Annotated in this window: 22 protein-coding genes, 1 pseudogene and 1 riboswitch; of the genes and pseudogenes, 16 read left to right on the top strand and 7 right to left on the bottom strand. The window is 74.7% G+C overall.

Annotated features, from left to right (window positions below):
* Positions 1-10 precede the first annotated feature (10 nt).
* The 7 genes from ACSNN9_RS08460 to ACSNN9_RS08430 all read left to right on the top strand — a co-directional run bounded on the left by ACSNN9_RS08460 (position 11) and on the right by ACSNN9_RS08430 (position 7,120).
* Complete coding sequence (locus tag ACSNN9_RS08460; RefSeq protein WP_436672311.1) at positions 11-1,180, top strand: acyltransferase domain-containing protein; 1,170 nt, start codon at positions 11-13, stop codon at positions 1,178-1,180.
* A gap of 118 nt (positions 1,181-1,298) precedes the next feature.
* Positions 1,299-2,243, top strand: a complete 945-nt coding sequence (locus ACSNN9_RS08455) for a beta-ketoacyl-ACP synthase III (RefSeq protein ID WP_436672310.1) — start codon at positions 1,299-1,301, stop codon at positions 2,241-2,243.
* Between the two features lie 84 nt (positions 2,244-2,327).
* Complete coding sequence (locus tag ACSNN9_RS08450) at positions 2,328-2,567, top strand: acyl carrier protein (RefSeq protein WP_089013151.1); 240 nt, start codon at positions 2,328-2,330, stop codon at positions 2,565-2,567.
* Between the two features lie 2 nt (positions 2,568-2,569).
* On the top strand, positions 2,570-3,796 hold the full coding sequence (fabF, locus tag ACSNN9_RS08445) for a beta-ketoacyl-ACP synthase II (RefSeq protein WP_358091463.1): 1,227 nt from the start codon (positions 2,570-2,572) through the stop codon (positions 3,794-3,796).
* 10 nt (positions 3,797-3,806) lie between these two features.
* Positions 3,807-5,246 carry an acyl-CoA carboxylase subunit beta gene (locus tag ACSNN9_RS08440; RefSeq protein WP_436672308.1) on the top strand — a complete coding sequence of 480 codons (1,440 nt, stop codon included), beginning with the start codon at positions 3,807-3,809 and terminating at the stop codon, positions 5,244-5,246.
* Positions 5,247-5,494: 248 nt separating this feature from the next.
* Positions 5,495-6,397, top strand: coding sequence for a MerR family transcriptional regulator (locus tag ACSNN9_RS08435; protein ID WP_436672307.1), 903 nt, complete (start codon positions 5,495-5,497; stop codon positions 6,395-6,397).
* Between the two features lie 63 nt (positions 6,398-6,460).
* Entirely contained in the window at positions 6,461-7,120 is a 660-nt protein-coding gene (locus ACSNN9_RS08430; RefSeq protein WP_436672306.1) for a lipoprotein, read from the top strand.
* A 6-nt stretch (positions 7,121-7,126) separates the two neighbouring features.
* Here the strand turns inward: ACSNN9_RS08430 and ACSNN9_RS08425 are convergent.
* Together ACSNN9_RS08425 and ACSNN9_RS08420 are read right to left on the bottom strand one after the other, a co-directional pair.
* Positions 7,127-8,766 (bottom strand): annotated as a pseudogene (locus tag ACSNN9_RS08425) (glycoside hydrolase family 3 protein).
* A gap of 76 nt (positions 8,767-8,842) precedes the next feature.
* Positions 8,843-9,334 (bottom strand): DUF3145 domain-containing protein, encoded by a 492-nt coding sequence (locus ACSNN9_RS08420; RefSeq protein ID WP_357878380.1) that lies wholly within the window; start codon positions 9,332-9,334, stop codon positions 8,843-8,845.
* A 308-nt stretch (positions 9,335-9,642) separates the two neighbouring features.
* Between ACSNN9_RS08420 and ACSNN9_RS08415 the strand changes: the two genes are divergently transcribed.
* Entirely contained in the window at positions 9,643-9,972 is a 330-nt protein-coding gene (locus ACSNN9_RS08415) for a hypothetical protein (RefSeq protein ID WP_121655853.1), read from the top strand.
* An 85-nt stretch (positions 9,973-10,057) separates the two neighbouring features.
* Here the strand turns inward: ACSNN9_RS08415 and ACSNN9_RS08410 are convergent, their stop codons facing one another.
* A complete protein-coding gene (locus ACSNN9_RS08410; protein WP_358091475.1) occupies positions 10,058-10,648 on the bottom strand; it encodes a carbonic anhydrase in 591 nt (196 codons plus the stop codon).
* A 146-nt stretch (positions 10,649-10,794) separates the two neighbouring features.
* On the opposite strand from ACSNN9_RS08410, the gene ACSNN9_RS08405 reads away from it, so the two are divergent.
* The 4 genes from ACSNN9_RS08405 to ACSNN9_RS08390 all read left to right on the top strand — a co-directional run bounded on the left by ACSNN9_RS08405 (position 10,795) and on the right by ACSNN9_RS08390 (position 16,396).
* A complete protein-coding gene (locus tag ACSNN9_RS08405) occupies positions 10,795-11,730 on the top strand; it encodes an alpha/beta fold hydrolase (protein WP_436672305.1) in 936 nt (311 codons plus the stop codon).
* Positions 11,731-11,894: 164 nt separating this feature from the next.
* Positions 11,895-14,012, top strand: a complete 2,118-nt coding sequence (locus ACSNN9_RS08400) for a HelD family protein (protein WP_436672304.1) — start codon at positions 11,895-11,897, stop codon at positions 14,010-14,012.
* 76 nt (positions 14,013-14,088) lie between these two features.
* A complete protein-coding gene (locus ACSNN9_RS08395; protein ID WP_436672303.1) occupies positions 14,089-15,006 on the top strand; it encodes a cation diffusion facilitator family transporter in 918 nt (305 codons plus the stop codon).
* A 153-nt stretch (positions 15,007-15,159) separates the two neighbouring features.
* A riboswitch (cyclic di-AMP (ydaO/yuaA leader) is annotated at positions 15,160-15,291 on the top strand.
* Positions 15,292-15,304: 13 nt separating this feature from the next.
* The gene (locus ACSNN9_RS08390; RefSeq protein WP_436672348.1) at positions 15,305-16,396 is read left to right on the top strand and encodes a coiled-coil domain-containing protein; all 1,092 of its coding nucleotides are present in this window, start codon (positions 15,305-15,307) and stop codon (positions 16,394-16,396) included.
* A gap of 78 nt (positions 16,397-16,474) precedes the next feature.
* Here ACSNN9_RS08390 and ACSNN9_RS08385 read toward each other — a convergent pair whose 3' ends face one another.
* On the bottom strand, positions 16,475-16,942 hold the full coding sequence (locus ACSNN9_RS08385; RefSeq protein ID WP_436672302.1) for an SRPBCC family protein: 468 nt from the start codon (positions 16,940-16,942) through the stop codon (positions 16,475-16,477).
* A 178-nt stretch (positions 16,943-17,120) separates the two neighbouring features.
* Between ACSNN9_RS08385 and ACSNN9_RS08380 the strand changes: the two genes are divergently transcribed.
* Both ACSNN9_RS08380 and surE read left to right on the top strand, forming a co-directional pair.
* A complete protein-coding gene (locus tag ACSNN9_RS08380) occupies positions 17,121-18,098 on the top strand; it encodes a 1-phosphofructokinase family hexose kinase (RefSeq protein ID WP_358091487.1) in 978 nt (325 codons plus the stop codon).
* Positions 18,095-18,919, top strand: coding sequence for a 5'/3'-nucleotidase SurE (gene surE, locus ACSNN9_RS08375; protein WP_436672301.1), 825 nt, complete (start codon positions 18,095-18,097; stop codon positions 18,917-18,919). Before ACSNN9_RS08380 ends, surE begins: the two co-directional genes overlap by 4 nt.
* Before the next feature lie 51 nt (positions 18,920-18,970).
* Here surE and ACSNN9_RS08370 read toward each other — a convergent pair whose 3' ends face one another.
* Entirely contained in the window at positions 18,971-19,333 is a 363-nt protein-coding gene (locus ACSNN9_RS08370; RefSeq protein ID WP_088998998.1) for an STAS domain-containing protein, read from the bottom strand.
* Between the two features lie 329 nt (positions 19,334-19,662).
* On the opposite strand from ACSNN9_RS08370, the gene ACSNN9_RS08365 reads away from it, so the two are divergent.
* Positions 19,663-19,809 carry a hypothetical protein gene (locus ACSNN9_RS08365; RefSeq protein ID WP_436672299.1) on the top strand — a complete coding sequence of 49 codons (147 nt, stop codon included), beginning with the start codon at positions 19,663-19,665 and terminating at the stop codon, positions 19,807-19,809.
* Positions 19,810-19,979: 170 nt separating this feature from the next.
* Positions 19,980-20,387: a hypothetical protein gene (locus ACSNN9_RS08360; protein WP_436672297.1), complete on the top strand. Its 408-nt coding sequence runs from the start codon at positions 19,980-19,982 to the stop codon at positions 20,385-20,387.
* A 146-nt stretch (positions 20,388-20,533) separates the two neighbouring features.
* Here ACSNN9_RS08360 and ACSNN9_RS08355 read toward each other — a convergent pair whose 3' ends face one another.
* Positions 20,534-21,172 (bottom strand): maleylpyruvate isomerase N-terminal domain-containing protein, encoded by a 639-nt coding sequence (locus ACSNN9_RS08355; RefSeq protein ID WP_436672296.1) that lies wholly within the window; start codon positions 21,170-21,172, stop codon positions 20,534-20,536.
* A 197-nt stretch (positions 21,173-21,369) separates the two neighbouring features.
* Positions 21,370-21,704 (bottom strand): cellulose binding domain-containing protein (locus ACSNN9_RS08350; protein ID WP_436672294.1); only part of this gene is annotated, 335 nt, incomplete at its 5' end.

Raw genomic sequence — 21,704 nt, 5'->3', positions numbered from 1 at the left:
AGTCATAGACGTGCTCGCCGTACTCTCGCCCGGCCAGGGTTCCCAGAAACCCGGCTTCCTGACTCCCTGGCTGGACCTCACCGGCGCCGAGGCGCGTCTGCGCTGGTGGTCGGCGCTGGCCGGGGTCGACCTGGTGCACCTCGGCACCGTGGCCGACGCGGACGAGATCAGGGACACCGCCCGGACCCAGCCGCTGCTGGTCGCCGCCGCGCTGCTGGCCGCCGAGCACCTGCCGATGTACGACGTCACGCTCACCGTCGGCCACAGCGTGGGCGAGCTGGGCGCGGCGGCGCTCGCCGGGGTGCTCCCGGCGGAGGCGGCGATCACCCTGGCCGGCGTACGCGGCCGGGAGATGGCCGCGGCCTGCGCGCTGGAGCCGACCGGGATGGCGGCCGTGCTGGGCGGGGACCCGGACGAGGTGCTCGCCTCGATCGTCGCGCACGGGCTGCACCCGGCCAACCGCAACGGCGCCGGCCAGTTCGTCGCCGCCGGGGCCGTCGAAGGGCTGGAGAAGCTCGCCGCCGAGCCGCCGACCAAGGCCCGGGTGATCCGCCTGAAGGTGGCCGGCGCCTTCCACACGCCGTACATGGCCCCCGCCGAGGCGGCGCTTGCGGCCGTGGCCGCCGGGATCACCCCGAGCGACCCGGCCCGGATCCTGCTGTCCAACCTCGACGGAGCCGCGGTCAGCCACGGGCGCGACATGGTGCAGCGCCTGGTCCGCCAGGTCACCGCGCCGGTACGGTGGGACCTCTGCATGCGCACCCTGGCCGACCTCGGGGTGACCGGCGTGATCGAGCTGCCCCCGGCCGGGACCCTCGCGGGGCTGGTGAAGCGGGAGCTCAAGGGGGCCGGGGCCCCCGAGGTGGTCACCCTCAACACCCCGGACGACCTGCCCGCCGCCCGGGACCTGATCGCCCGGCACGGGATGGCGCCGAGCCACGAGCCGACCATGCACTTCCGCGTGGTGGTGGCGCCGTCGGCCGGCACCTTCGAGCCGGTGCGGGAACTCGCCGAGGGCGACCCGCTCCGCGAGGGCCAGGTCGTCGGCCATGTGGCCACCCGGCAGGGCCCGGTCGAGGTGACGGCGCACGGCAGCGGCGTGCTCACCGAGTGGCTCGCCCACCACGACGACCCGGTCGCGCCGGGGCAACCGCTCGTCCGAATCGGAGGTCACCCGTGAGCGCGAGGAACGAGCCGGGTCTGCGAGTCCCGCAGTCGCGAACGAAAAGCGGCCCCGTGAGCGCGAGGAACGAGCCGGGTCTGCGAGTCCCGCAGTCGCGAACGAAAGGACAGGTCCGATGACCGGCAGCCGGCTCGTCGCGCTGGGGCACTACCAGCCCTCCCGCGTGGTCACCAACGACGACATCGCCCAGCTGGTCGAGACCAGCGACGAGTGGATCCGGGACCGGGTCGGCATCGTCACCCGGCGGATCGCCGACGGCGAGACGGTCGCCGACATGGCCGCCGCCGCCGCCGGCAAGGCCCTGGCCAACTCCGGGCTCACCGCCGCCGACATCGACCTGGTCGTGGTGGCGACGTGCAGCTCCGCCGACCGCAGCCCGAACGTGGCCTGCCGGGTCGCCGCCAAGCTCGGCATCACCGCGCCCGGGGCGTTCGACCTCAACACGGCCTGCTCCGGCTTCGCGTACGCGCTGGGCACCGTGGACCACGCCATCCGGGCCGGCGCCTCGCGCAACGCCCTGGTCATCGGCGCGGAGAAGCTGTCCGACATCGTCGACTGGACGGACCGCTCCACCTGCATCATCTTCGCCGACGGCGCCGGCGCCGCCGTGGTGTCGGCCGTCGGCGACGGCGAGCCCGCCGGCGTCGGCCCGGTGGTCTGGGGCTCGGTGCCCGAGAAGGGCGACGCGGTACGCATCGAGGGCTGGCGCCCGTCCATCCAGCAGGAGGGCCAGTCGGTCTTCCGCTGGGCCACCACGGAGCTGGCGCCGCTGGCGCGGCAGGCGTGCGAACGCGCCGGGGTGGACCCGTCGGAGCTGGCGGCCTTCGTGCCGCACCAGGCCAACGCCCGGATCATCGACGGCATCGTCAAGCGGCTCGGCATCCCGAACGCGGTCGTCGCCAAGGACATCGTCGAGTCCGGCAACACGTCGGCGGCGAGCGTGCCACTGGCCCTGTCCAAGCTGGTCGAGCGGCGGGAGGTGCCGTCCGGCGCCCCGGTGCTGCTCTTCGGCTTCGGCGGCGGCCTGACCTACGCCGGTCAGGTCGTCCGCTGCCCCTGATGAGCCCCTCCGGCCGCTGCGCCGGGGAGTGACGGCCGGCGTCGTCGGCCGTCGAATGAACCACGATGAGAGGAACCAACCGCAATGACCCGTGACGAGATCACCGCCGGCCTCGCCGAGATCCTCGAAGAGGTTGCCGGGGTGAACCCGGACGACGTGGCCGAGGGGAAGTCCTTCACCGACGACCTGGACGTCGACTCGCTCTCCATGGTGGAGGTCGTGGTGGCGGCCGAGGAGAAGTTCGGCGTCAAGATCCCGGACAACGAGGTGCAGAACCTGAAGACCGTCGGGGACGCCGTCACCTACATCGAGGCGCAGTCCTGATCATGGCTCACACCGACGTCGTCGTCACCGGGCTCGGCGCGACCACCCCGCTGGGCGGGGACGTCGCGTCGACCTGGGACGCCATGCTCGCCGGCCGCTCCGGGGTGGGTCCGCTCACCCAGGAGTGGGCCGAGCAGTTGCCGGTCCGGATCGCCGCCCAGCTCGCGGTCGAGCCGACCGGCCTGATCGACCGGGTCAAGCTCCGCCGGCTCGACCGGTCCGAGGCGATCGCGATCATCGCGGCGCAGCAGGCCTGGGCGGACGCGGGCCTGGCCGACTCCGGGCTGGACCCGGAGCGGCTGGGCGTCAGCGTCGGCTCCGGCATCGGCGGCGCGCTGACGCTGCTCGCCCAGGACGACATCCTGGAGGCGTCCGGCCCGCGGCGGGTCTCCCCGCACACCATCCCGATGCTGATGCCGAACGGCCCCGCCGCCTGGGTGGGGCTGGAGCTGGGCGCGAAGGCGGGGGTCCACTCGGTGGCCAGCGCCTGCGCGACCGGCGCCGAGGCGATCGCGCTCGGCATGGACATGATCCGTGCCGGCCGGGCCGACGTGGTGGTGGCCGGCGGCACCGAGGCGGTCATCCACCAGCTGCCGATCGCCGGGTTCAGTTCGATGCGGGCGATGTCGACCCGCAACGACGAGCCGGAGCGGGCCTCCCGGCCGTGGGACAAGGGCCGCGACGGCTTCGTGCTCGGTGAGGGCGCGGGCATCGTGGTACTGGAGCGGGCGGAGCACGCCGCCGCCCGGGGCGCCCGGGTCTACGCGAGGCTGGCCGGCGCCGGGCTCACCTCGGACGGCTACGACATCGTCCAGCCGCACCCCGAGGGCGAGGGCGCCATCCGGGCGATCGCGAAGGCGATCGCGGACGCGGGCGTCGCGAAGACGGACATCGTGCACGTCAACGCGCACGCCACGTCGACCCCGGTCGGTGACGTCGCGGAGATCACCGCGTTGCGGGCGGCGCTGGGCGACCACCCGGTGCTGACCTCGACCAAGTCGATGTCCGGTCACCTGCTGGGCGCGGCGGGCGCGCTGGAGTCGATCGCCACCGTCCTGGCGATCCGCGACGGTGTCGTCCCTCCGACGATCAACCTGGACGACCCCGACGACGGGTTGAGCCTGGACGTGGCCGCCAACGAGGCGCGCCGTATGGACATCCCCGCCGCGCTGAACAACTCGTTCGGCTTCGGCGGACACAACGTGGCTCTCGTCTTCACGCGGGCCTGAGACCACAGCCATGGAGGCTCACGTGACCACCACCGCCGTCGGCGTGGACGAATCTTCCGTCGTGGACCACCGGGATCCGGAAGTCCGGCTCCGGGCGTTGTTCGACGCGGGTTCGTTGCGGTTGTCGGTGCCGCGGGACACCTCCGGTGTGCTGTGGGCGCGGGGTGAGGTCGACGGCTCGCCGGTGGTCGCGTACGCCACGGACGCGACGCGGATGGGCGGGGCGATGGGCACCGACGGGTGCCGGCACGTCGTGGACGCGATCGACACCGCGGTGCGGGAGCGGGTGCCGGTGGTGGGGTTGTGGCACTCGGGCGGGGCGCGGTTGGCCGAGGGCGTGGTCGCCCTGGACGCGGTGGGTCAGGTGTTCGCGGCGATGGTGCGGGCCTCGGGGCGGGTGCCGCAGATCTCCACGGTGCTGGGTCCGGCGGCCGGTGGCGCCGCGTACGGGCCGGCGCTGACCGACATCGTGGTGATGAGCGGCGCGGGCCGGATCTTCGTGACCGGCCCGGAGGTGGTCCGCAGCGTCACCGGTGAGCAGGTCGACATGGCCCGCCTCGGTGGGCCCGAGCCGCACGGCCGCCGCTCCGGGGTGGTCCACGTGACCTGCGCCGACGACGGGGCGGCGCTGACCGAGACCCGCAAGCTCGCCGCGTTGCTGGGCCGGCAGGGGCGCCTGTCGCCCGACGACGTGTCCGCCCAGGACGAGGGTGGGCACGACCTGGCGGCGAAGATGCCGGTGGAGACGAACCGGGCCTACGACGTCAGGCCGGTGGTCAAGGCGCTGCTGGACGACCCCGGGGTGGAACTGCACGCCAAGTGGGCGCCGAACGTGGTGACCACCCTGGGTCGCTTCGCGGGACGCACCGTCGGGGTCGTGGCGAACAATCCGCTGCGCCTGGGCGGCTGCCTGGACGCCGCCAGCGCCGAGAAGGCCGCCCGGTTCGTGCGGATGTGCGACTCCCTCGGCGTGCCGCTGATCGTCCTGGTCGACGTCCCCGGCTACCTGCCCGGCCTCGGCCAGGAGTGGGACGGCGTCGTCCGCCGCGGCGCGAAGCTCCTGCACGCCTTCGCCGAAGCCGTCGTGCCCCGGGTCACCCTGGTCACCCGCAAGGCCTACGGCGGGGCGTACATCGCGATGAACTCCCGCTCGCTGGGCGCCACGGCCGTGTTCGCCTGGCCGAACGCCGAGGTCGCGGTCATGGGAGCCAGCGCCGCCGTCAACATCCTGCACCGCAGGAAGCTGGCCGCCGTCCCCGCCGAGGAGCGCGAGACGCTGCGCGCGCACCTCGTCGAGGAGCAGACCCGCATCGCCGGCGGCGTCAACCGCGCCCTCGAGATCGGCGTCGTGGACGACGTCATCACCCCGGCCGAGACCCGCCGCCGCATCGCCGAGGCCCTCGCCGCCGCCCCCGCGGCACGAGGCGCCCACGGCAACATCCCCCTCTAGACCGGCCGCTTCGTCGGGGCGCGGCCGGCGCGGGAGAGCCGGCCGCAGGCACCGGCGGGGGCCGACGTACGCCGGAAGGGCCCGCGCTCACCACGAGCGCGGGCCCTTCCGCGTCGCTCAGCCCCCGTTGCGGGGGTGCCGGCCCTCAGCCGTTCCCATGTGCGCCGAGGGTGCCAGGCGGGGCGGACGAGGGCGACCCGGTTTTCCCGCTTGACTCTCCAGCGGCTGGAGGCAGGAGGCTGTTCGACGTGGACGACCGCACCGACCTGTTCACCATCGGGCAACTCGCCCGCCGGACCGGCCTGTCCGTCCGGACGATCCGCTTCTGGTCCGATCTCGGCCTGCTCCCGCCCACCGCCCGGTCCACCGGCGGTTACCGGCTCTACGACGCGGCGGCCGTGGCCCGGCTGGACCTCGTCCGCAGCCTGCGGGAGTTGGGGATCGGCCTGGACGACGTCCGCCGGATCCTCCAGCGGCGGACCAGCGTCCGGGAGGTGGCACAGGCGCACAGCCGCGCCCTGGACGCGGAGATCCGCACGCTGCGGCTGCGCCGGGCGGTGCTGCGGTCGGTCGCCCGACGTGGCAGCACGACCGAGGAGTTGAGACTGATGAACGACCTGGCCCGCCTCTCCGCTCAGGAGCGGCAACGGATCGTCGACGACTTCGTCGCCGAGGTCTTCGGCGGCGTGGAGCCCGGCCCCGACGGCGACGGGCTGGCCCGGGCGATGCGGAGGCTCCCCGCCGACCTGCCCGACGAGCCCACCGACGAGGAGGTGGACGCCTGGGTCGAGCTGGCCGGGCTGGTCGCCGACCCGGACTTCCGCCGGCGGGTGCGCGCGATGGCGGTGGCGGGCGCGGCGGGCACCGCGCCGTCGCCCCCGGTGGCGATGCACTCGATCGAGCCGGCGCGCGCCGCGCTCGCCGCCGGCGTCGCGCCGGACTCGGAGCAGGCGCGGGCGGTGCTCGACGAGCTGCTGGACCCGGGGCTGTCCCGCGACGAGCGGCTCGCGCTCGCCGACGGGATGGCCGCCTTCACGGACCGGCAGGTGGAGCGGTACTGGCAGCTGATCGGGGTGCTCAACCAGCGGCCTCCCTTCCCGCCCGCGGTGCCCGCCGTGGAGTGGCTGATCGCCGCCCTGCGCGCCAGCTGACCCCATCGGGTTGACGGCGCCCGTCCGTGCCGCTTTGATGGGCCGGCTCATCGTCGACGGGGAATGGACACCATGCGACGTCGTACCCGCGCCGCCGTGCTCGCGGCGCTCACCATCGGACTGACCGGCGGCTGCGCCGACGGGAAGGAGTCGCCGTCGGCCGGCGGCTCCCCGTCGGCCTCGCCGGGCGCCACCGCCTCGCCGGTGACGCCCGGCCCGCCCTGGCACGACGAGGTGGTGGCCGCGCCCGCCGGCACCACCGTGGGCGGGAAGGGCACGCCCTGCGAGCTGCCGGTCACCTTCTCGCTGCCGGCGGAGTGGAAGGTCGAGGCGGTGAAGGGCTCGGCGAAGTTCGGCGAGCCCCGCGTCGGCAAGGCCCTCATGCTGTGCGAGCTCGACGCCCGGCCGACCGGCGCGCTCGGGTTCCTCCGGGTGTGGCGCGTCGACGGGGTCGCCGGCGGCGCCCAGGAGCACCTGAAGCACTTCCTCGACGCCTACTCGCCCGACGCCACCGACGCGGAGTACCGGCGCGTGAAGGCCGGCACCGTCGACGCCGTCGAGGCGAGCTACCTCGAGGAGGACGGCGGCACGGTCCACGACCGGGCCATCGCGGTCTCCTCCCTGTACGGGCCGATCGTGCTGAGCCTGGACACCTCGGAGCCCGCGGAGCTGCTGCCGGCGTACCAGTTGGTGAAGCAGTCGGCCCGGATCAACCGCGACTGACGCGGCTCACGCGCGGCAGGTCGTGGCGGGCAGGCCGGTCACCGGCACCGGGGACCGGCCGTCCGGGCGGGCCTTGCCGGCCAGCACCCCGGCGAGGGCGGTCATCGACGCCCGGCTGGACGAGTAGGTCGCCAGCAGGGTCGGCGACTTGGCCTTCGCCAGCACGTACGGGGTGTCCATGGCGACCGTGACGGCGGCGTCGGCGCGCAGGTCGCCGGCGCCGTCGCCGTACCCGACGAGGTGCACCACGGTGCCGCCGCCGGCCACCACCTCGACCCCGGCGGCCTTGAGCGCCTCGGTCAGCGCCGCCCGCGTGTGGTCCCGCCCGCCGGAGGCGGTCACGGTCACCGGGCCCCGTACGCCGCCGCCGCAGGCGCCCCGCAGCACCGTCACCGCCGCCGCGGCCAGGTCCTCGGCCGCCTTGCGGTGCGCCGGGCCGCCCAGCGTGGACAGCTCCGGCGTGGGCCGGTCGGCCAGCTTGAACTTCATCGTCAGCACGCGGGTCGCGGCCTCGACGAGGCGGGCCCGGGGCAGCGAGCCGTCGCGGAGCGCGGCGAGCAGCCCGTCGTACGCCTGAGCGACGTTCGGCGGCATCAGGATCAGGTCGTTGCCCGCCTTCAGGGCACGCACCGCGGCCTCGCCCGGCGACCAGCGCTTGGCCGGCGGCATGTTCATCCCGTCGGTGATCACCACGCCCTGGAAGCCGAGCTGGCCACGGAGCACGCCGGTGAGCAGCTTGTGCGAGAAGGTCGCCGCGGTGCCCGGGTCCACCGACCGCGCGTCGAGGTGGGCGGACATCACGGCCATCGCGCCCGCGCCGATGGCGGCGGAGAAGGGCGGCCACGCCCCGGTCTCCAGCGTCCGGCGGGGCTGGTCGAGCACCGGCAGTCCCTCGTGGGAGTCGGCGGCGCTGTGCCCGTGCCCCGGGAAGTGCTTGACGGTGGCCGCGACGCCCGCGGCCTGCAGCCCGCGGACCGCGCCCGCGACCTGCCCCGCCGCCACCTTCGGGTCCGCCCCGTACGACCGGGAGCCGATCACGGTGCTGCGGGTGGCGAGCACGTCGGCGACGGGGGCGAAGTCGAGGTTGATCCCCATCGCGGCGAGCTCGGTGCCGGCCGCCCGCCAGGCGGCCTCGGTCAGCTCCGGCCTTCCGGCGGCGCCGGCGGCGAGGGCGCTGGGCAGCAGCGTCACGCCGTCGGTGATCCGGGTGACCACGCCGTGCTCCTGGTCGGTGCCGACCAGGAAGGGCGCCGGCCCGGCGGGCAGCCGGCCGGCGGCCGCGCGCAGGCCGTCGGTCAGCGCGCGGACCTGCTTCGGGTCGTCGACGTTCGTCGTCTCCTGGTTGCCCTTGGTCGGGTCGTCGGCGCTGAAGCCGACCAGGATCAGCCCGCCGAGCCGGTACTTCTCGACCATCTGGGCGGGGGTGTCCACCCCGGCCAGCGCCTGGTTGCCGGCCGCCGAGCCGGGCGAGACCCGGGTGGCCGCGTCGCCGTAGGCGTACGGCATCAGCACCTGGCCGACCAGGTCCTCGTCGGCGCCGGGTCGGGGCGGCGGTCCGCCGGACCGGAGCACCCGGAGACGAGCAGCGCGGTCAGGGCGGCGAGCGCGACGCCGGCACGTCGCGGGGTAGTCGACACGCGGCCCATCCCACCAGTTCACCCCTTATCGGGGCAACTTGACCTTCACCCCGAAGGATGAGTCGGCCCCGGTCGGGGCCGGGTGTCAGCCGACGCGGGTGAGCAGGGTCACCGGCGCGCCGTCGCCGGCGTACCGGTAGGGCTCCAGCTCGGCGTCCCACGCCGTGCCGAGCGCCTTGTCGAGGGCGTGCGCGAGGGCCTCCGGCGCCCGCGCGCCCGCCATGATGCTGCGCAGCCGGTCCTCGCCGAGCTGGATGTCGCCGGCCGCCCCGACGGTCGCCCGGAACAGGCCCCGCCCGGGCACGTACATGAAGCGCTCGCCGTCGGAGCCCGGGCTGGGCTCCTCGGTCACCTCGAAACGGATCATGGGCCACTGCCGGAGGGCAGCAGCCAGCTCGGCGCCCGTCCCCGGGCGACCGGTCCACCCGCACTCGGCCCGGCGGGCGCCGGGGTCGACGGGCTGAGCCGTCCACTGCAGGTTGACCGGCGCGGCGAGGACGCGCGCGATCGCCCACTCGACGTGTGAGCACACGGCGAGCGGGGTCGAGTGGACGTATACGACGCCACGCGTTGGCACGGTGACCTCCCGGAGAGCGAGGTGCGTCTTCCCCTACGACCTCGACCACCCGAGTGGTTGCTGGAACACATGATGACTGGTGTGACGGATGGTGCGCCAGGGAATCGGAAAATTCGCGGGTCGGAATAGTCGGACGGGTGGCCCCGGTTGACCCCTCACGACGCGATGACCTGCCAGGGATCGTGGTCGTGTACAGTTCCATCGGCGGCCTGTGCCGCGCACATCTTCCGCGGGTCCACCCACCAGGGTGTCACCCGCACAGCCCCCGGACGTTCCGTCCTCCCGTACGTCTTGCAAGGAGTACCTCCGTGGCGAGCAACACCTCTAAGACCGCGCGCGCGTCAGTCCGGGCCGGCCAGGCTGGCCAGGGTGGCGCCCTCAGCGTGCTGGGCGAGTTCAAGTACCTCATCCCGCTCAACGGCGGCAAGCACGCCTACGTGCGGAACCTGACCAACGGCAAGACCGCGCACCTGCGCACCGACTCCGAGGCGTTCGTCGAGGAGATCCGGGTGCTGGCCGCCGCCGGTCACGCCGCGAAGATCCGGGCGGAGATCAACAACCTCAACGCCACCCACCCGGGTGACGGCTGGGACGCCACCGAGAAGCGCCTCGTCGAGGCCGGCGTCTTCGAGGGCTGAGCCCTCCCCCACGCGACACCGCAACCGCCCGTCGGGATCATCCCGGTGGGCGGTTTCGCGTCCGCGGACCCCGGCGAGGGGATTCCTACGTCTCCAGCAGGGCCACCTCGCCGGTCGCGAGGTCGTAGAGGGCGCCGACCACCGCCAGCCGGCCGGCGGCGACCGGGGCGGCGAGCCGGTCGTCGGCGCGCAGGGCGGCCACCGTACGCAGCACGTGCCGCCGGACCGCCATCGGACGCACCCGGGGGTCGTCGACGCCCACCTCGGTCACCGCCGGGGCGATCTGGTCGACCAGGTGGGCCAGCGCGCCGCCCGGCGACCGCCCGCCGCGCAACGCGTCCACGGCGGAGGCCACCGCGCCGCACCGCTCGTGCCCGAGCACCATGACCAGCCGCACGCCCAGCTCACCCACCACGTACTCGATGGAGCCGAGCACCGCCCGGTCGAGCACGTGCCCGCCGGTGCGGATCACGCAGATCGAGCCGAAGGTCTGGTCGAAGATCGCCTCCAGCGGCACCCGCGAGTCGATGCAGCCGAGCAGCACCGCGTACGGCTGCTGGTCGCCCGAGGCCGCCGCCGCGGCGGCGGTGACGTCGTGGCCGTGGATCGGCTGGCCGCTGACGAAGCGGCGGTTGCCGGCGAGCAGCTCGGCCAGCGCGGCGCGGGGCGACCCCATGCCCCTCAGCTTGGCGGGCACACCGGGCGCCCGGAGCGGGTTGCGAATCTTCTCACCGACCCGGTTGCCGTGGTCTCATGACGGGTAGCCGGTGTTACCACCGGGTATCCCCGGTGTTGCGGTTCCGTGCGGCCTGGGAGGTGACGATGTCGGAGCACGTCGAGGTGCGTCTTCCCGACGACGTACGCCTGCACGTCGAGGCGACCGGACCGGCCGACGCCGAGGTCACGGTCGTGCTGCTGCACGGCTGGACGCTGGACGGGCGGGCCTGGCACCGGCAGCTCGCCGACCTGCGGGAACGATTCGACGACGCGGTACGGGTGGTCACCTACGACGCTCGCGGCCACGGCCGGTCGAGCTGCATGGCGCTGCCCACCGCCACGGTGGCCCAGCTCGGCGACGACCTCGCCGCGGTGCTGGACGAGGTGGTCCCGGCCGGCCGCGTCGTGCTGGTCGGCCACTCGATGGGCGGCATGACGATCATGGAGTACGCGCACCGGCACCCCGGGCACTTCGCCGCCCGGACGGCCGGGCTGGTCTTCGTCTCCACCACCGCCGAGGGCCACACGCACACCGCGTACGGCCTCTCGCCCCGGATCGCCCGGTTGATCCGGCTCGCCGAGACCACCGGGGCCGGCGTCCTGGCCCGGTGCGGGTCCTGGCGGCCGCCCCGGGCGCTGCTGCGCGCCCTGCGTCCCAGCATCCGCTGGATGCTCTTCGGCGACCGCTGCGACCCCCACGACATCCGGCTGGTCACCTCGGCGGTGGCCCGCGCCTCCCTGCGCTCGATCGGCGGGTTCCGCGCCTCCATCGGCACGCAGCACCGGCTGGACACCCTCACCGCGCTCGCCCACCTGCCGGCGGCGGCCCTGGTCGGCGACCGGGACCGCCTCACCCCGCCACCCTGCGCCGAGTCGATCGCCGCCGCGCTGCCGGCGACCGAGCTGACCGTCTGCCCGGGCGCCGGGCACATGCTGATGATGGAACGCCCCGACGAGGTCAACGCGGCGCTGGGCGGCGTGCTGCGGCGCGTGCTCGCCGTCCCGGGGGCCGACGCCACCGCCGCCGCCCGCGCGGACTGAGCCGGGCGTCCGGGAGCGCGCCGCGGCCCCCGCGGGCGTGACGCGGGTTCCTTTCCCGCACCGGTCGCGCCGCTGGTTGCGCGCGGGCCGTACCCTCTTGCGGTTGGCCTGGCGCGGTTCGCACGGTTCGCGCCGCCCGCCGCCGACGTCAGGAGGAGCGAGCGGTGACCGACCAGACCACCCTGGAACAGGAGATCGCCGTCGAGCAGCGGCATCTCGACCGGGTGTACGCCCGACTGGCCGAGCTGCGCCGGTCGGCGGTCAGCGCCGAGAAGGAGGGCTACCGGCTCGCCCGGGTGGGCAACTTCGGGGCGCTGGTCGAACGGGACGCGATGGTGTTCCACGCCGCGCGGCGGCGGCACATGCTGGACGCCGAGCACGAGGGCCTGGTCTTCGGCCGGCTGGACCTGCTCGACCGGCAGGTGCTGCACGTCGGGCGGCTCGGCATCCGGGACGACGACGCCTCCACCCTGGTGGTGGACTGGCGGGCCCCGGCCGCCGCCGCCTTCTACCAGGCCACCCCGGCGCAGCCGCTGGGCGTGGTGCGGCGGCGCACGATCCAGTCCTCCGCCGAGCGGGTCACCCGGATCGAGGACGACCTGCTCGATCCCGTCGCCGCGCCCGCCGACATGGCGGTGGTCGGCGACGGCGCGCTGCTGGCCACGCTGTCGAAGGCCACCGGCCGGGGCATGCGGGACATCGTCGCCACCATCCAGCGGGAGCAGGACGAGGCGATCCGCTCCCCCGGCTCGGGCGTGACGATCGTGTCCGGCGGTCCGGGCACCGGGAAGACGGCCGTCGCCCTGCACCGGGCCGCGTACCTGCTCTATTCCGACCGCAGCCGGTTCGCCGGCGGCGGCATCCTGGTGGTGGGCCCGTCCTCGGTCTTCGTCGAGTACATCGCCTCGGTGCTGCCCTCGCTCGGCGAGGACACCGCCACCCTGCACTCGCTGGGCACGCTCTTCGCGGGCATGACCGCCACCCGCACCGATCCGCCGGCGGTGGCGGCGGTCAAGGGTTCGCTGCGGATGCGGCGGGTGCTGGAGCGGGCGGCCCGGGACGCGGTGCCGGGCGGCCCGAACGAGCTGCGCCTGCTCTACCGGGGCGAGCTGCTCCGGCTGGAGCGCCGCGAGCTGGACGGCATCCGGGACCGGGCGTTGCCCCGGGGCGCCCGGCGCAACGAGGTGCGCCGGGCCGGCTTCGACGGGGTCTTCGCGGCGCTCTGGGCGCAGGCCCGCCGGTTGGGCGTCGGCCGGCTGCCGGAGCAGCGCGCGTTCGAGGACGAGATCGCCGAGCGGCCGGAGTTCCGGGAGTTCCTCAAGGCGTGGTGGCCGCGGCTGCACCCCCGGCACGTGCTGGGCTGGCTGGCCCGCCCGGACCGGCTGCACCGGTACGCCGCCGGGATCCTCTCCCGCGCCGAGATCCGGCTGCTGACCGACGCGTACCGCAGCCTCGACGCCGCCGGGCTGACGATCGCCGACATCGCGCTGCTCGACGAGCTGGACGCGTTGCTCGGCAAGCCGATGAGGCCGGCCCGGGCCAGGCGGGACCCGTTCCAGCTGGCCGGCGGGGTCCGCGAGCTGAGCACCTTCGCCGACCGGCAGCGCGCCGCCCGCGAGGCGGCCCGGGAGCGCCCGGAGGACTACCGGGAGTACGCGCACGTGGTGGTCGACGAGTCGCAGGACGTCTCGCCGATGCAGTGGCGGATGATCGGCCGGCGCGGCCGGCTGGCCTCGTGGACGGTGGTGGGCGACCCGGCCCAGACGGCGTGGACGGGGGACCCCGAGGAGCTGACCCGGGCCCGGGACCAGGCGTTGGGCCGGCGCAAGCGGCACCACTTCACCCTCACCACGAACTACCGCAACTCGGCGGAGATCTTCGCGGTGGCGGCGGCCGAGATCCGCCGGCTGCACCCGGACCTGCCGCTGCCCAGGGCGGTGCGCTCCACCGGCGTCGACCCGGTCGAACTGGCGGTGCCCCCGGCGGAGCTGGAGAGCGCCGTCGTGGCGGCGGCCCGCGCGCTGCTCGCCGAGGTCGAGGGCACGGTCGGCGTGATCACGCCGGTGCCCCGCCGCGACGAGGTGGTCGGCTGGCTGGGCGGGCTGGCCGCGCCGCGCCTGCAGGTGGTGACCAGCCTGGAGGCCAAGGGCATGGAGTACGACGGGGTCGTCCTCGTCGCCCCTGGTGAGATCCGGGCCGACCCGGGTTCGGGGGTGCGGACGCTCTACGTCGCGCTGTCCCGGGCCACCCAGCGTCTGACCACCGTCGACCCGACCGGCTGAGGCCACGTTACTTGCATACATAGCGATGTGAACATAGATTGGACGCGAATCCGGACGCCTGACGGAGGGTGGGCGCGTGGGCGCAGGTCATGACCACCATCACGGGTCGGTGGCGAATGCCGCACACCGCCACCGGGGCCGGCTCTGGGCGGCGTTCGGGCTGCTCGCCGGCCTGATGGTGGTGGAGGCGGTGGCCGCCTTCCGCACGGGCTCCCTGGCCCTGCTGAGCGACGCCGGGCACATGTTCACCGACGTGCTCGGCATCGGCATGGCGCTCGCGGCGATCGCCGCCACCCGGCGGGCGGGCGCCGATCCGCAGCGCACCTTCGGCCTCTACCGGCTGGAGGTGCTGGCCGCGCTGGCCAACGCCGTGCTGCTCTCCGGCGTCGCGGTCTACGTCGTGGTCGAGGCGGTGCGCCGCTTCGGCGACCCGCCCGAGGTGCTGGCGGGCCCGATGCTGGTGGTCGCCGTGTTCGGCCTGCTCGCCAACGTCGGCGCCTTCGCGCTGCTGCGCTCCGGCGCGAAGGAGAGCATCAATGTGCACGGCGCCTACCTGGAGGTGCTCGGCGACCTACTGGGGTCACTGGGCGTGATCGGGGCGGCGCTGCTGATCGCCACCACCGGCTGGTGGTGGGCCGACCCGTTGGTGGCCGTCGCGATCGGGCTGTTCATCCTGCCCCGCACCTGGCGGCTCGGTCGGGCCGCGCTGCGCATCCTCGTACAGGCCGCGCCGGAACACCTCCAGGTCACCGCGGTGCACGACCGGCTGGCCGCCGTGCCGGGCGTCGCCGAGGTGCACGACCTGCACGTCTGGACGCTGACCTCCGGGATGGAGGTGGCCTCGGCGCACCTGACGATGGCGCCCGGCGCGGAGGTGGGCGCGGTGCTGGCCGCCGCCCGGGCCGCGCTGCACGACGACTTCCAGATCGAACACGCCACGTTGCAGATCGAGCCGGGAGCGTCGCCCGGGGCCTGCGGGGCGGTGGAGTGGTAATGAGGACAACCTTAATTCTGGGATAGTATTGTTGCCTTATGCCGGATTTGACTGTTAGTGGACGCACACCGTCCGTCACCTGCGCTGCACCAGTCACACCGGCACCGGTAGGCTCGGCTTCGGCCTCCGCCAGGCGGCACCCACCGGTGCCGGCGGTGGTCGCCGCCTAATCGCCCGGCGGGGCGAACCGGGGAACCATGTTCGTGGGGTGCATCCGCGTCAGCGGTAGGGATCTTCCGTCCCGAACCCGTCAGCTAACCCGGTCGGCGGCTGACGGAAGGACACGTGTATGCCCGTGATGGCACCTGTACGACGACGTGCCGCCCGAACGGCGGCCCTGATCGCCACGATGCTCGCCCTGGGCGCCGCGGTGGCCCCGGTCACCGCCGCCCCGGCGGCGGCCACCACCCGCGCCGGCCTGCTCGCCGCGGCTCCCGGCCAGGACCAGGAGGGCGGCACCCCCGCCCTGCGGGACCAGCTGGAGGCGGCCAGCAAGGGCTACCTCGACGCCAAGCGCGCCCTGGAGACGTCGACCAAGCGGCAGCAGCAGCTCACCGCGCAGCTCAAGACCACCGAGGTCGAGCTGACCGCGCGCACCGCCAACGTCGGCGAGATCGCGGGGGCCGCCTACCGCACCGGCCGGCTCAGCGTGGCGTCCGCCCTGCTCAACAGCGGCTCACCGGACGGCTTCATGGACCGCGCCGCCGCCCTCGACGCGGTCGCCGCCAAGGAGGACCGGGCCCTGCGCGAACTCCAGGAGACCCGGGACGAGGCCACCCGCACCAAGCTCGCCCTGGACGGCGAGATCCGGGAGCAGCGCAAGCAGGTCACCGTGATGGCCAAGCGCAAGGAGCAGGCCGAACGGGCGCTGACGGTCGCCAACCGGAAGCAGCAACAGGAACAGCGACAGCGACAGTCCGCGGGCGGGGGCGCCTCGCCGGGCGGCACCTCGAACAAGACGGCGAAGGCGGCGCCGCGCAACTCCGACGGCTCCTGGCCGCGTGAGTCGTGCAGCGTCAACGACCCCACCCCCGCCAACGGCTGCATCACCCCGCGCACCCTGCACGCGCTCAACCAGGCCAAGGCGGCGGGCTTCACCCGCTACGTCTCCTGCTACCGTCCCGGCGGCTCGGGCGAGCACCCGAAGGGCCGGGCCTGCGACTTCGCGGCCCAGAAGGGCGGCTTCGGCGGCGACGCCACCGGTGGCGACCGGACGTACGGCAACAACCTGGCGGCGTTCTACGTGCGCAACGCCGACCGGCTCGCCGTGCTCTACGTGATCTGGTACAGGCAGATCTGGCTGCCGAGCAGCGGATGGAAGTCGTACAGCGGGGCCAACGGCGACCCGTCCAGCGACCACACCAACCACGTGCACCTGTCGGTCTACTGACGGCCCGCGCCCCGGTGCCCCGCCCGTCGGCGGGTCACCGGGGGCGCGGGCGCCCGCCGACTCCGGTCGTCCCGTTGGTCAGTCGGCCGGCGGCCCGGGCGGGCGCGTGTCGAGGGCCACGGCGAGGCGGGCGGCCAGCCCGAGGTGGGCTGCGCGGGCCTGGCGGAACGCGTAGCCGAAGAGCGGCGCGGGCGCGGAGAGGGTGATCTCCACGTCGATGCGGACCACGTCGTCGGGCTCCACCCGCAGCCGGGTGTGGTTGCGCACCGTGGTGGCGGGCCACTGCCGCGCCACGGTGACGATCTCGTCGGGATCGTGGACGAGGACGTCGGCCCGGTAGGTGATCGGCAGGCGCACCGGCCCGGCGGCGAGTCGATCGGTGATGTCGTAGCTGGCGCGCGCGCCGGGGCGGGGCGGCACCCGACGGACCCGGACGATGAGCGGGTGCAGCTCCTCCTGCCGGCGGGGATCGGCGAGCAGCGCCGCGGCCTCCGCGAGGGAGCAGCGCGCCTGGACGGTGTAGCTGAAGGAATCCCGCCTGAGCACGCCGTCTCCCCGCCGTCGATGGTCGCCCGATCGTCGCGCATGCCGGGCGCGCTGGCAACGCCGCGCCGATCCCACCCGGAGTCCGGACGCCCGGGCCCGAATCCCACTACGGTCGGCTGATGGATGGTCACGTCACGTGTCGATCGGTGGAGGGTGGGCGCATGAACGGGTACGACGGATGAGCGGGCACGTGATGGTCTTCGCGCCCACGCCCCGGCTGACGGTGACCGTCGACCAGCCCAGCGACGCGCCGGAGCTGCACCTGCACCCCGGCGGGCAGGGCGTCTGGCAGGCCCGGATGGTCATGTCGCTCGGGGTCGACGTGGTGCTCTGCACCGCCCTCGGTGGCGAGATCGGCCAGGTGCTGGAGCCGCTGCTGGTCAGCGAGGGGGTCAACCTGAAGGTGGTGCTCCGCGACTCCGGCAGCGGCGGGTACGTGCACGATCGGCGGGAGGGCTCCCGGGAGGAGATCGTCGACGTGCCCGGCCAGCCGCTCAGCCGGCACGAGCTGGACGAGCTCTACAACCTGGCGCTCGGCGAGGGGCTGCGCGCCACGGTCAGCGTGCTGAGCGGGCCGAACGAGCCGTCGCTGGTCCCGGCCGACCTCTACCGGCGGTTCGCCGCCGACCTCGGGGCCAACGGCAGCCGGGTGGTGGTCGACCTCTGCGGCGAGCACCTCGACGCCGTGCTCCAGAGCGGCGTCTTCTTCCTCAAGGTCAGCCACGAGGAGCTGATCGCCGACGGCCGCGCCGACGGCGAGGACGAGGAGCAGCTCACCCGGGCCCTGTACGACCTGCACGCCGGCGGCGCCGAGAACGTGGTGGTGAGCCGGGCCGACAAGCCCGCCCTCGCTCTGGTCGACGGCGAGGTCTTCGAGGTGGAGATGCCCCGGCTGGAGGCGGCCGACCCGCGCGGGGCGGGCGACTCGATGACGGCCGGGGTGGCGGCCGTGGTCGCGCGCGGCGGTGACGTGCGCACCGCGATCCGTACCGGCGCGGCGGCCGGCGCGCTGAACGTGACCCGGCACGGCCTGGGCACCGGCCGGCTCGATTCGATCACCGGGCTGGTCGACCGGGTGCGCCTCGTACCGGCCGGCAGCCGGCCACAGGAGCGGACCAGCCCCGACGAGCTGGCCGACCGGGCGGCCGAGCGATGACGCTGCGGGTGCTGGTGACCAACGACGACGGGATCGCCGCGCCCGGCATCCAGGCGCTGGCGCGGGCGGCGGCGGACCGGGGCCTGGACGTGGTGGTCGCCGCGCCGCTGGAGGAGGCGAGCGGCACCAGCGCCGCGATGACCGCCGTGGAGCGCGACGGTCACGTGGTGGTCCACGAGCACCCGCTGTCGGAGCTGCCGGGAGTGCCGGCGTTCGCGGTCGGCGGCTCCCCCGGCTTCATCGCGCTGATCGCGGTGCACGGCGCCTTCGGACCCCCGCCGACGGTGGTGCTCTCCGGCATCAACCGGGGTGCGAACGCGGGACGGGCGGTGCTGCACTCGGGGACGGTGGGCGCCGCCTTCACCGCCGCTGCGAACGGCTGCCGGGCGATGGCCGTCTCGCTCGACGTGCTCTCGGCCGGAGAGGCCACGGCCGCCAGCGGGGGCGCCGCGGTGGCCGCCGCCGCCCGGGTACGCGACGCCGAGCGGCACTGGTCGACGGCCGCCCGGGTCGCCCTGGACCTGCTGCCCCGGCTCACCGCCGGGCCGGTGGAGAGCGTGCTCAACGTCAACGCGCCGGACCTGCCGCACAACCGGCTGCGCGGGGTACGCCGGGGCACGCTGGCCAGCTTCGGCCAGGTGCAGATGACGGTGGCGGAGGCCGGGCACGGCTTCGTCCGCACGTCGCTGGAGGAGCCGGGGCAGGCCGTGCAGCCCGGCACCGACCTGGCCCTGCTGGCCGACGGCTACGCCTCGGTGACGGCGATCCGCGCGGTCACCGAGGTGGCGGACGTCGACCTGTCGGGCCTCGGCGACGGCTGAGGGCCCCCACCCTCCCGCGTCGTGGCGGGTCGGTGGGGTGTTGTCGGCGGGTCAGGCGCCGGGGAGGACCTCGGGCGTGGGCGCGCCGGCGTAGTAGGGCTCGGGGGCGCCGAAGAGGCCGAGCAGGCCGGTCACCCAGAGCTGCCGGTGCACGAACCGGCTCGGCTCGGTGACGACGAGCTTGACGCCGCTCACCTCGGCGGTCTGGAAGCCGGCGACCATCGCGCTGATGCCGACCGAGTCGATGAAGGTGACGAGCCGCATGTTCAGCTCGATCCGGCCGGGGCGCCCCTTGGTCAGGACCTCGGCGATCGCCTCGCGCACCTCGTATGCGGTGTCGACGTCGATCTCACCCCGCGGGGCGATCTCGATGACACCACCGGGCAGGACCGACTTCACGATCGACAGGCTCACGCGAGCACCTCCACTCGCCCGTCCGACGGGCGCCTCATCAGTACGCGGGCCGCGACCGAGAGTATTCCTCCGACGGCCTCGGTCGCCACCCCTCGGGATGAGCAATTCGCGGACGAGGGCACGGCAAGTCGCCCAAATCCGAACTATTGACGTTTTGTCCAACCAACGATCAGCTGCCGCTGACGCGTCGCGCCCCAGGGTAGCCGGCTGCTGCCGCCACCGCCCAGCAGCGGACCCCTCGGGCGTGGCCTGTACCGCTTCGGCCCCCGGCCTTGCCCGTACTGCCTAGCATCGGCTCGGAGACACGACTGCGACCGGGAGGACGATCGATGCTCAGGAGACTTGCCGCGCTGGCCGGCGTCAGCGCGCTGTTGGCCCTCGTACTGGCCTGCGGGTTCGGCGGCGGCGGTGGCGATGACGACGACGATGACGACGACTTCGCGCGGGGCGTGAGCGCGGCGGTCGCCGTCCGCTGACGCCCCCGCACCGCCCGCCGACGTCACCCGGGTCGCGGCACCCGCCGCCGCGCCGGGTTTGCGGAACCGCCCCACGGGGCACAGGCGGAAACGAGCGAACCGTCACACGCCGGTGCGACGCCGAAGTCCGAAGTGGCCGCCGGCTTCGGCACCCGAGGAGGTAACCCACCATGTTCGCAAGCAACCTGCTGGACCGCCGCAGCAAGCCCGAGCGCGTCACGGACCAGGCGTGGCAGCACCTGGTCTCGGCGGTCAGCTCCGCCGGTGACAGCGTCCGGGACACCGCCCGTTCGGCTCGCCGAGGCGGTTCCGGTTTCGCCGACGAGGCCGGCGACCTGGTGGGCTCCGCGGCGGACGAGGCCCGCCGCCGGGCCACCCTCGCCTTCGACGCGCTGGCCGGCCGCCGTCCCGCGTTGCCCTGGACGCTGCTGATCGGCGCCGCGCTGGTCGGCGCGGCGATCGGCTGGGCCGCCGGCACCGCCGCGCGGGCCGCCGGCAGCCGGGGCGACCGGGCGATGGACGACATCGAGTTCGTCGACGTCGACCGCCCCAACTCCCCGGTCGGCCTCGACGGCTGACCGGCCCGGCACACGCTCGCGGCGAACGGGCCCCGGCCGACGGCGAGTCGGCCGGGGCCCGCGCCTGTCCGGGGTGGCTTCCGACACCAGGCCGCCTGTCCGGGGTGGCTTCCGGCAGCAGGCGTCACCTCACCTCGCGCCCCGCCTCAGAGGGCGGCGACGCTCGCCGGTGCCCGCTCCGCGCGGCTCAGCGCGCGCAGCACCGCCGGCTGCCCGTGCCGGCGTACGGCGAGGCGGACCAGCAGCGTCAGCACCGGATCGACCGCCTCGGCCGGCAGCTCCGGGGTGGGCACGCCGACGCTGACCGCGAGGTCGTCGGCGTGCACGACGAGTTCCATCAGCCGGGTGACCAGGTAGTCGTCCAGGGTGAGCGACCACGGGCCACGGGCCACGTGCACCACCCGCTCGGGTGGCTCCGAGAGCAGCACGCCGGTCAGCTCGCGCAGCGTGGCGGCGCACCGGTCGACCAGAGCGGCCGGGCCGTCGGCGGCGAGGCCGTCACCGGCGCGGCGGATGGCGACATTGACCGTGGCGTCGACCGGGGCGCCGAGCCAGGTGCCGCGCGCGTAGTGGTCGAGCAGCCCCACGGGGTCACCGGCGGGGACGGGCGCGGCCAGCACGGCGGGGACGCCGAGCACCTGGCTGGCGAGGTGACCGGCCAGGCCCCCCACGCCGAACGCGGGCAGGGCGCTCGGTTCGTCCCAGCGGGCCGCGACGGCGGGGTCGGTGAGCAGGTCCACCGCCGAACGCGCGGCGGTGAGATAGGCCGTCCTGATCGGATTCACGGAGGGTCCCTCCTTCGACGGGCGATCCCCCGAGCCTATGGCGCGCTCCGTCGGCATGCCGGCCTGTCGATGCGTGCCGGGGTGCGGCCGACTCCTCGGCGCTCACCGACCCGGTACCGGCTCCACCGCCGCCCCGCGCGACCGCGCACGTCCCGCCCCTGGTCGGAACGGGGTGCGCGGTCGGCGGGGCGGGACGGTCAGCGGGCGGTGCAGGTGACGGTGGCCGGCGCGGTGTTCGCCCCGGTCGTACTGCCGAGGAAGCCGGCGGTGGCGGTGGCGCCCGCCCCGAGGGCGCCGTTCCAGCCGGCGTCACGGACGGAGACCGTCGCCCCGGTCTGGGTGTGCGTGCCGCCCCAGAGCTGGGTGATCTTCTGGCCGTCGGGGAAGGTCCAGCCCACCGTCCAGCCGGCGATCGCCGCGCTGCCGGCGTTGCGGACCACCAGCTCGCCCTGGAAGCCGCCCTGCCAGGAGCCGGTCACCCGGTACGTCGCGGTGCAGCCGCTGGTCGGCGGCGGGGTGGTCGGGGGCGGGG

Origin of the sequence: Micromonospora sp. URMC 107, from assembly GCF_051386315.1 — a bacterium.
Classification (GTDB): Bacteria; Actinomycetota; Actinomycetes; order Mycobacteriales; family Micromonosporaceae; genus Micromonospora.
This window is presented reverse-complemented; position numbering and strand designations above follow the sequence as displayed.

What these genes read in the sequence shown, in the direction of transcription:
- ACSNN9_RS08455 (WP_436672310.1), top strand. Translation starts at nt 1,299, where the DNA reads ATGACCGGCAGCCGGCTCGTCGCGCTGGGGCACTACCAGCCCTCCCGC.
- ACSNN9_RS08450 (WP_089013151.1), top strand. Translation starts at nt 2,328, where the DNA reads ATGACCCGTGACGAGATCACCGCCGGCCTCGCCGAGATCCTCGAAGAG.
- fabF (WP_358091463.1), top strand. Translation starts at nt 2,570, where the DNA reads ATGGCTCACACCGACGTCGTCGTCACCGGGCTCGGCGCGACCACCCCG.
- ACSNN9_RS08440 (WP_436672308.1), top strand. Translation starts at nt 3,807, where the DNA reads ATGGAGGCTCACGTGACCACCACCGCCGTCGGCGTGGACGAATCTTCC.
- ACSNN9_RS08430 (WP_436672306.1), top strand. Translation starts at nt 6,461, where the DNA reads ATGGACACCATGCGACGTCGTACCCGCGCCGCCGTGCTCGCGGCGCTC.
- ACSNN9_RS08410 (WP_358091475.1), bottom strand. Translation starts at nt 10,648, where the DNA reads ATGGGGTCGCCCCGCGCCGCGCTGGCCGAGCTGCTCGCCGGCAACCGC.
- ACSNN9_RS08405 (WP_436672305.1), top strand. Translation starts at nt 10,795, where the DNA reads ATGTCGGAGCACGTCGAGGTGCGTCTTCCCGACGACGTACGCCTGCAC.
- ACSNN9_RS08390 (WP_436672348.1), top strand. Translation starts at nt 15,305, where the DNA reads ATGGCACCTGTACGACGACGTGCCGCCCGAACGGCGGCCCTGATCGCC.
- ACSNN9_RS08380 (WP_358091487.1), top strand. Translation starts at nt 17,121, where the DNA reads ATGAGCGGGCACGTGATGGTCTTCGCGCCCACGCCCCGGCTGACGGTG.
- surE (WP_436672301.1), top strand. Translation starts at nt 18,095, where the DNA reads ATGACGCTGCGGGTGCTGGTGACCAACGACGACGGGATCGCCGCGCCC.
- ACSNN9_RS08365 (WP_436672299.1), top strand. Translation starts at nt 19,663, where the DNA reads ATGCTCAGGAGACTTGCCGCGCTGGCCGGCGTCAGCGCGCTGTTGGCC.
- ACSNN9_RS08360 (WP_436672297.1), top strand. Translation starts at nt 19,980, where the DNA reads ATGTTCGCAAGCAACCTGCTGGACCGCCGCAGCAAGCCCGAGCGCGTC.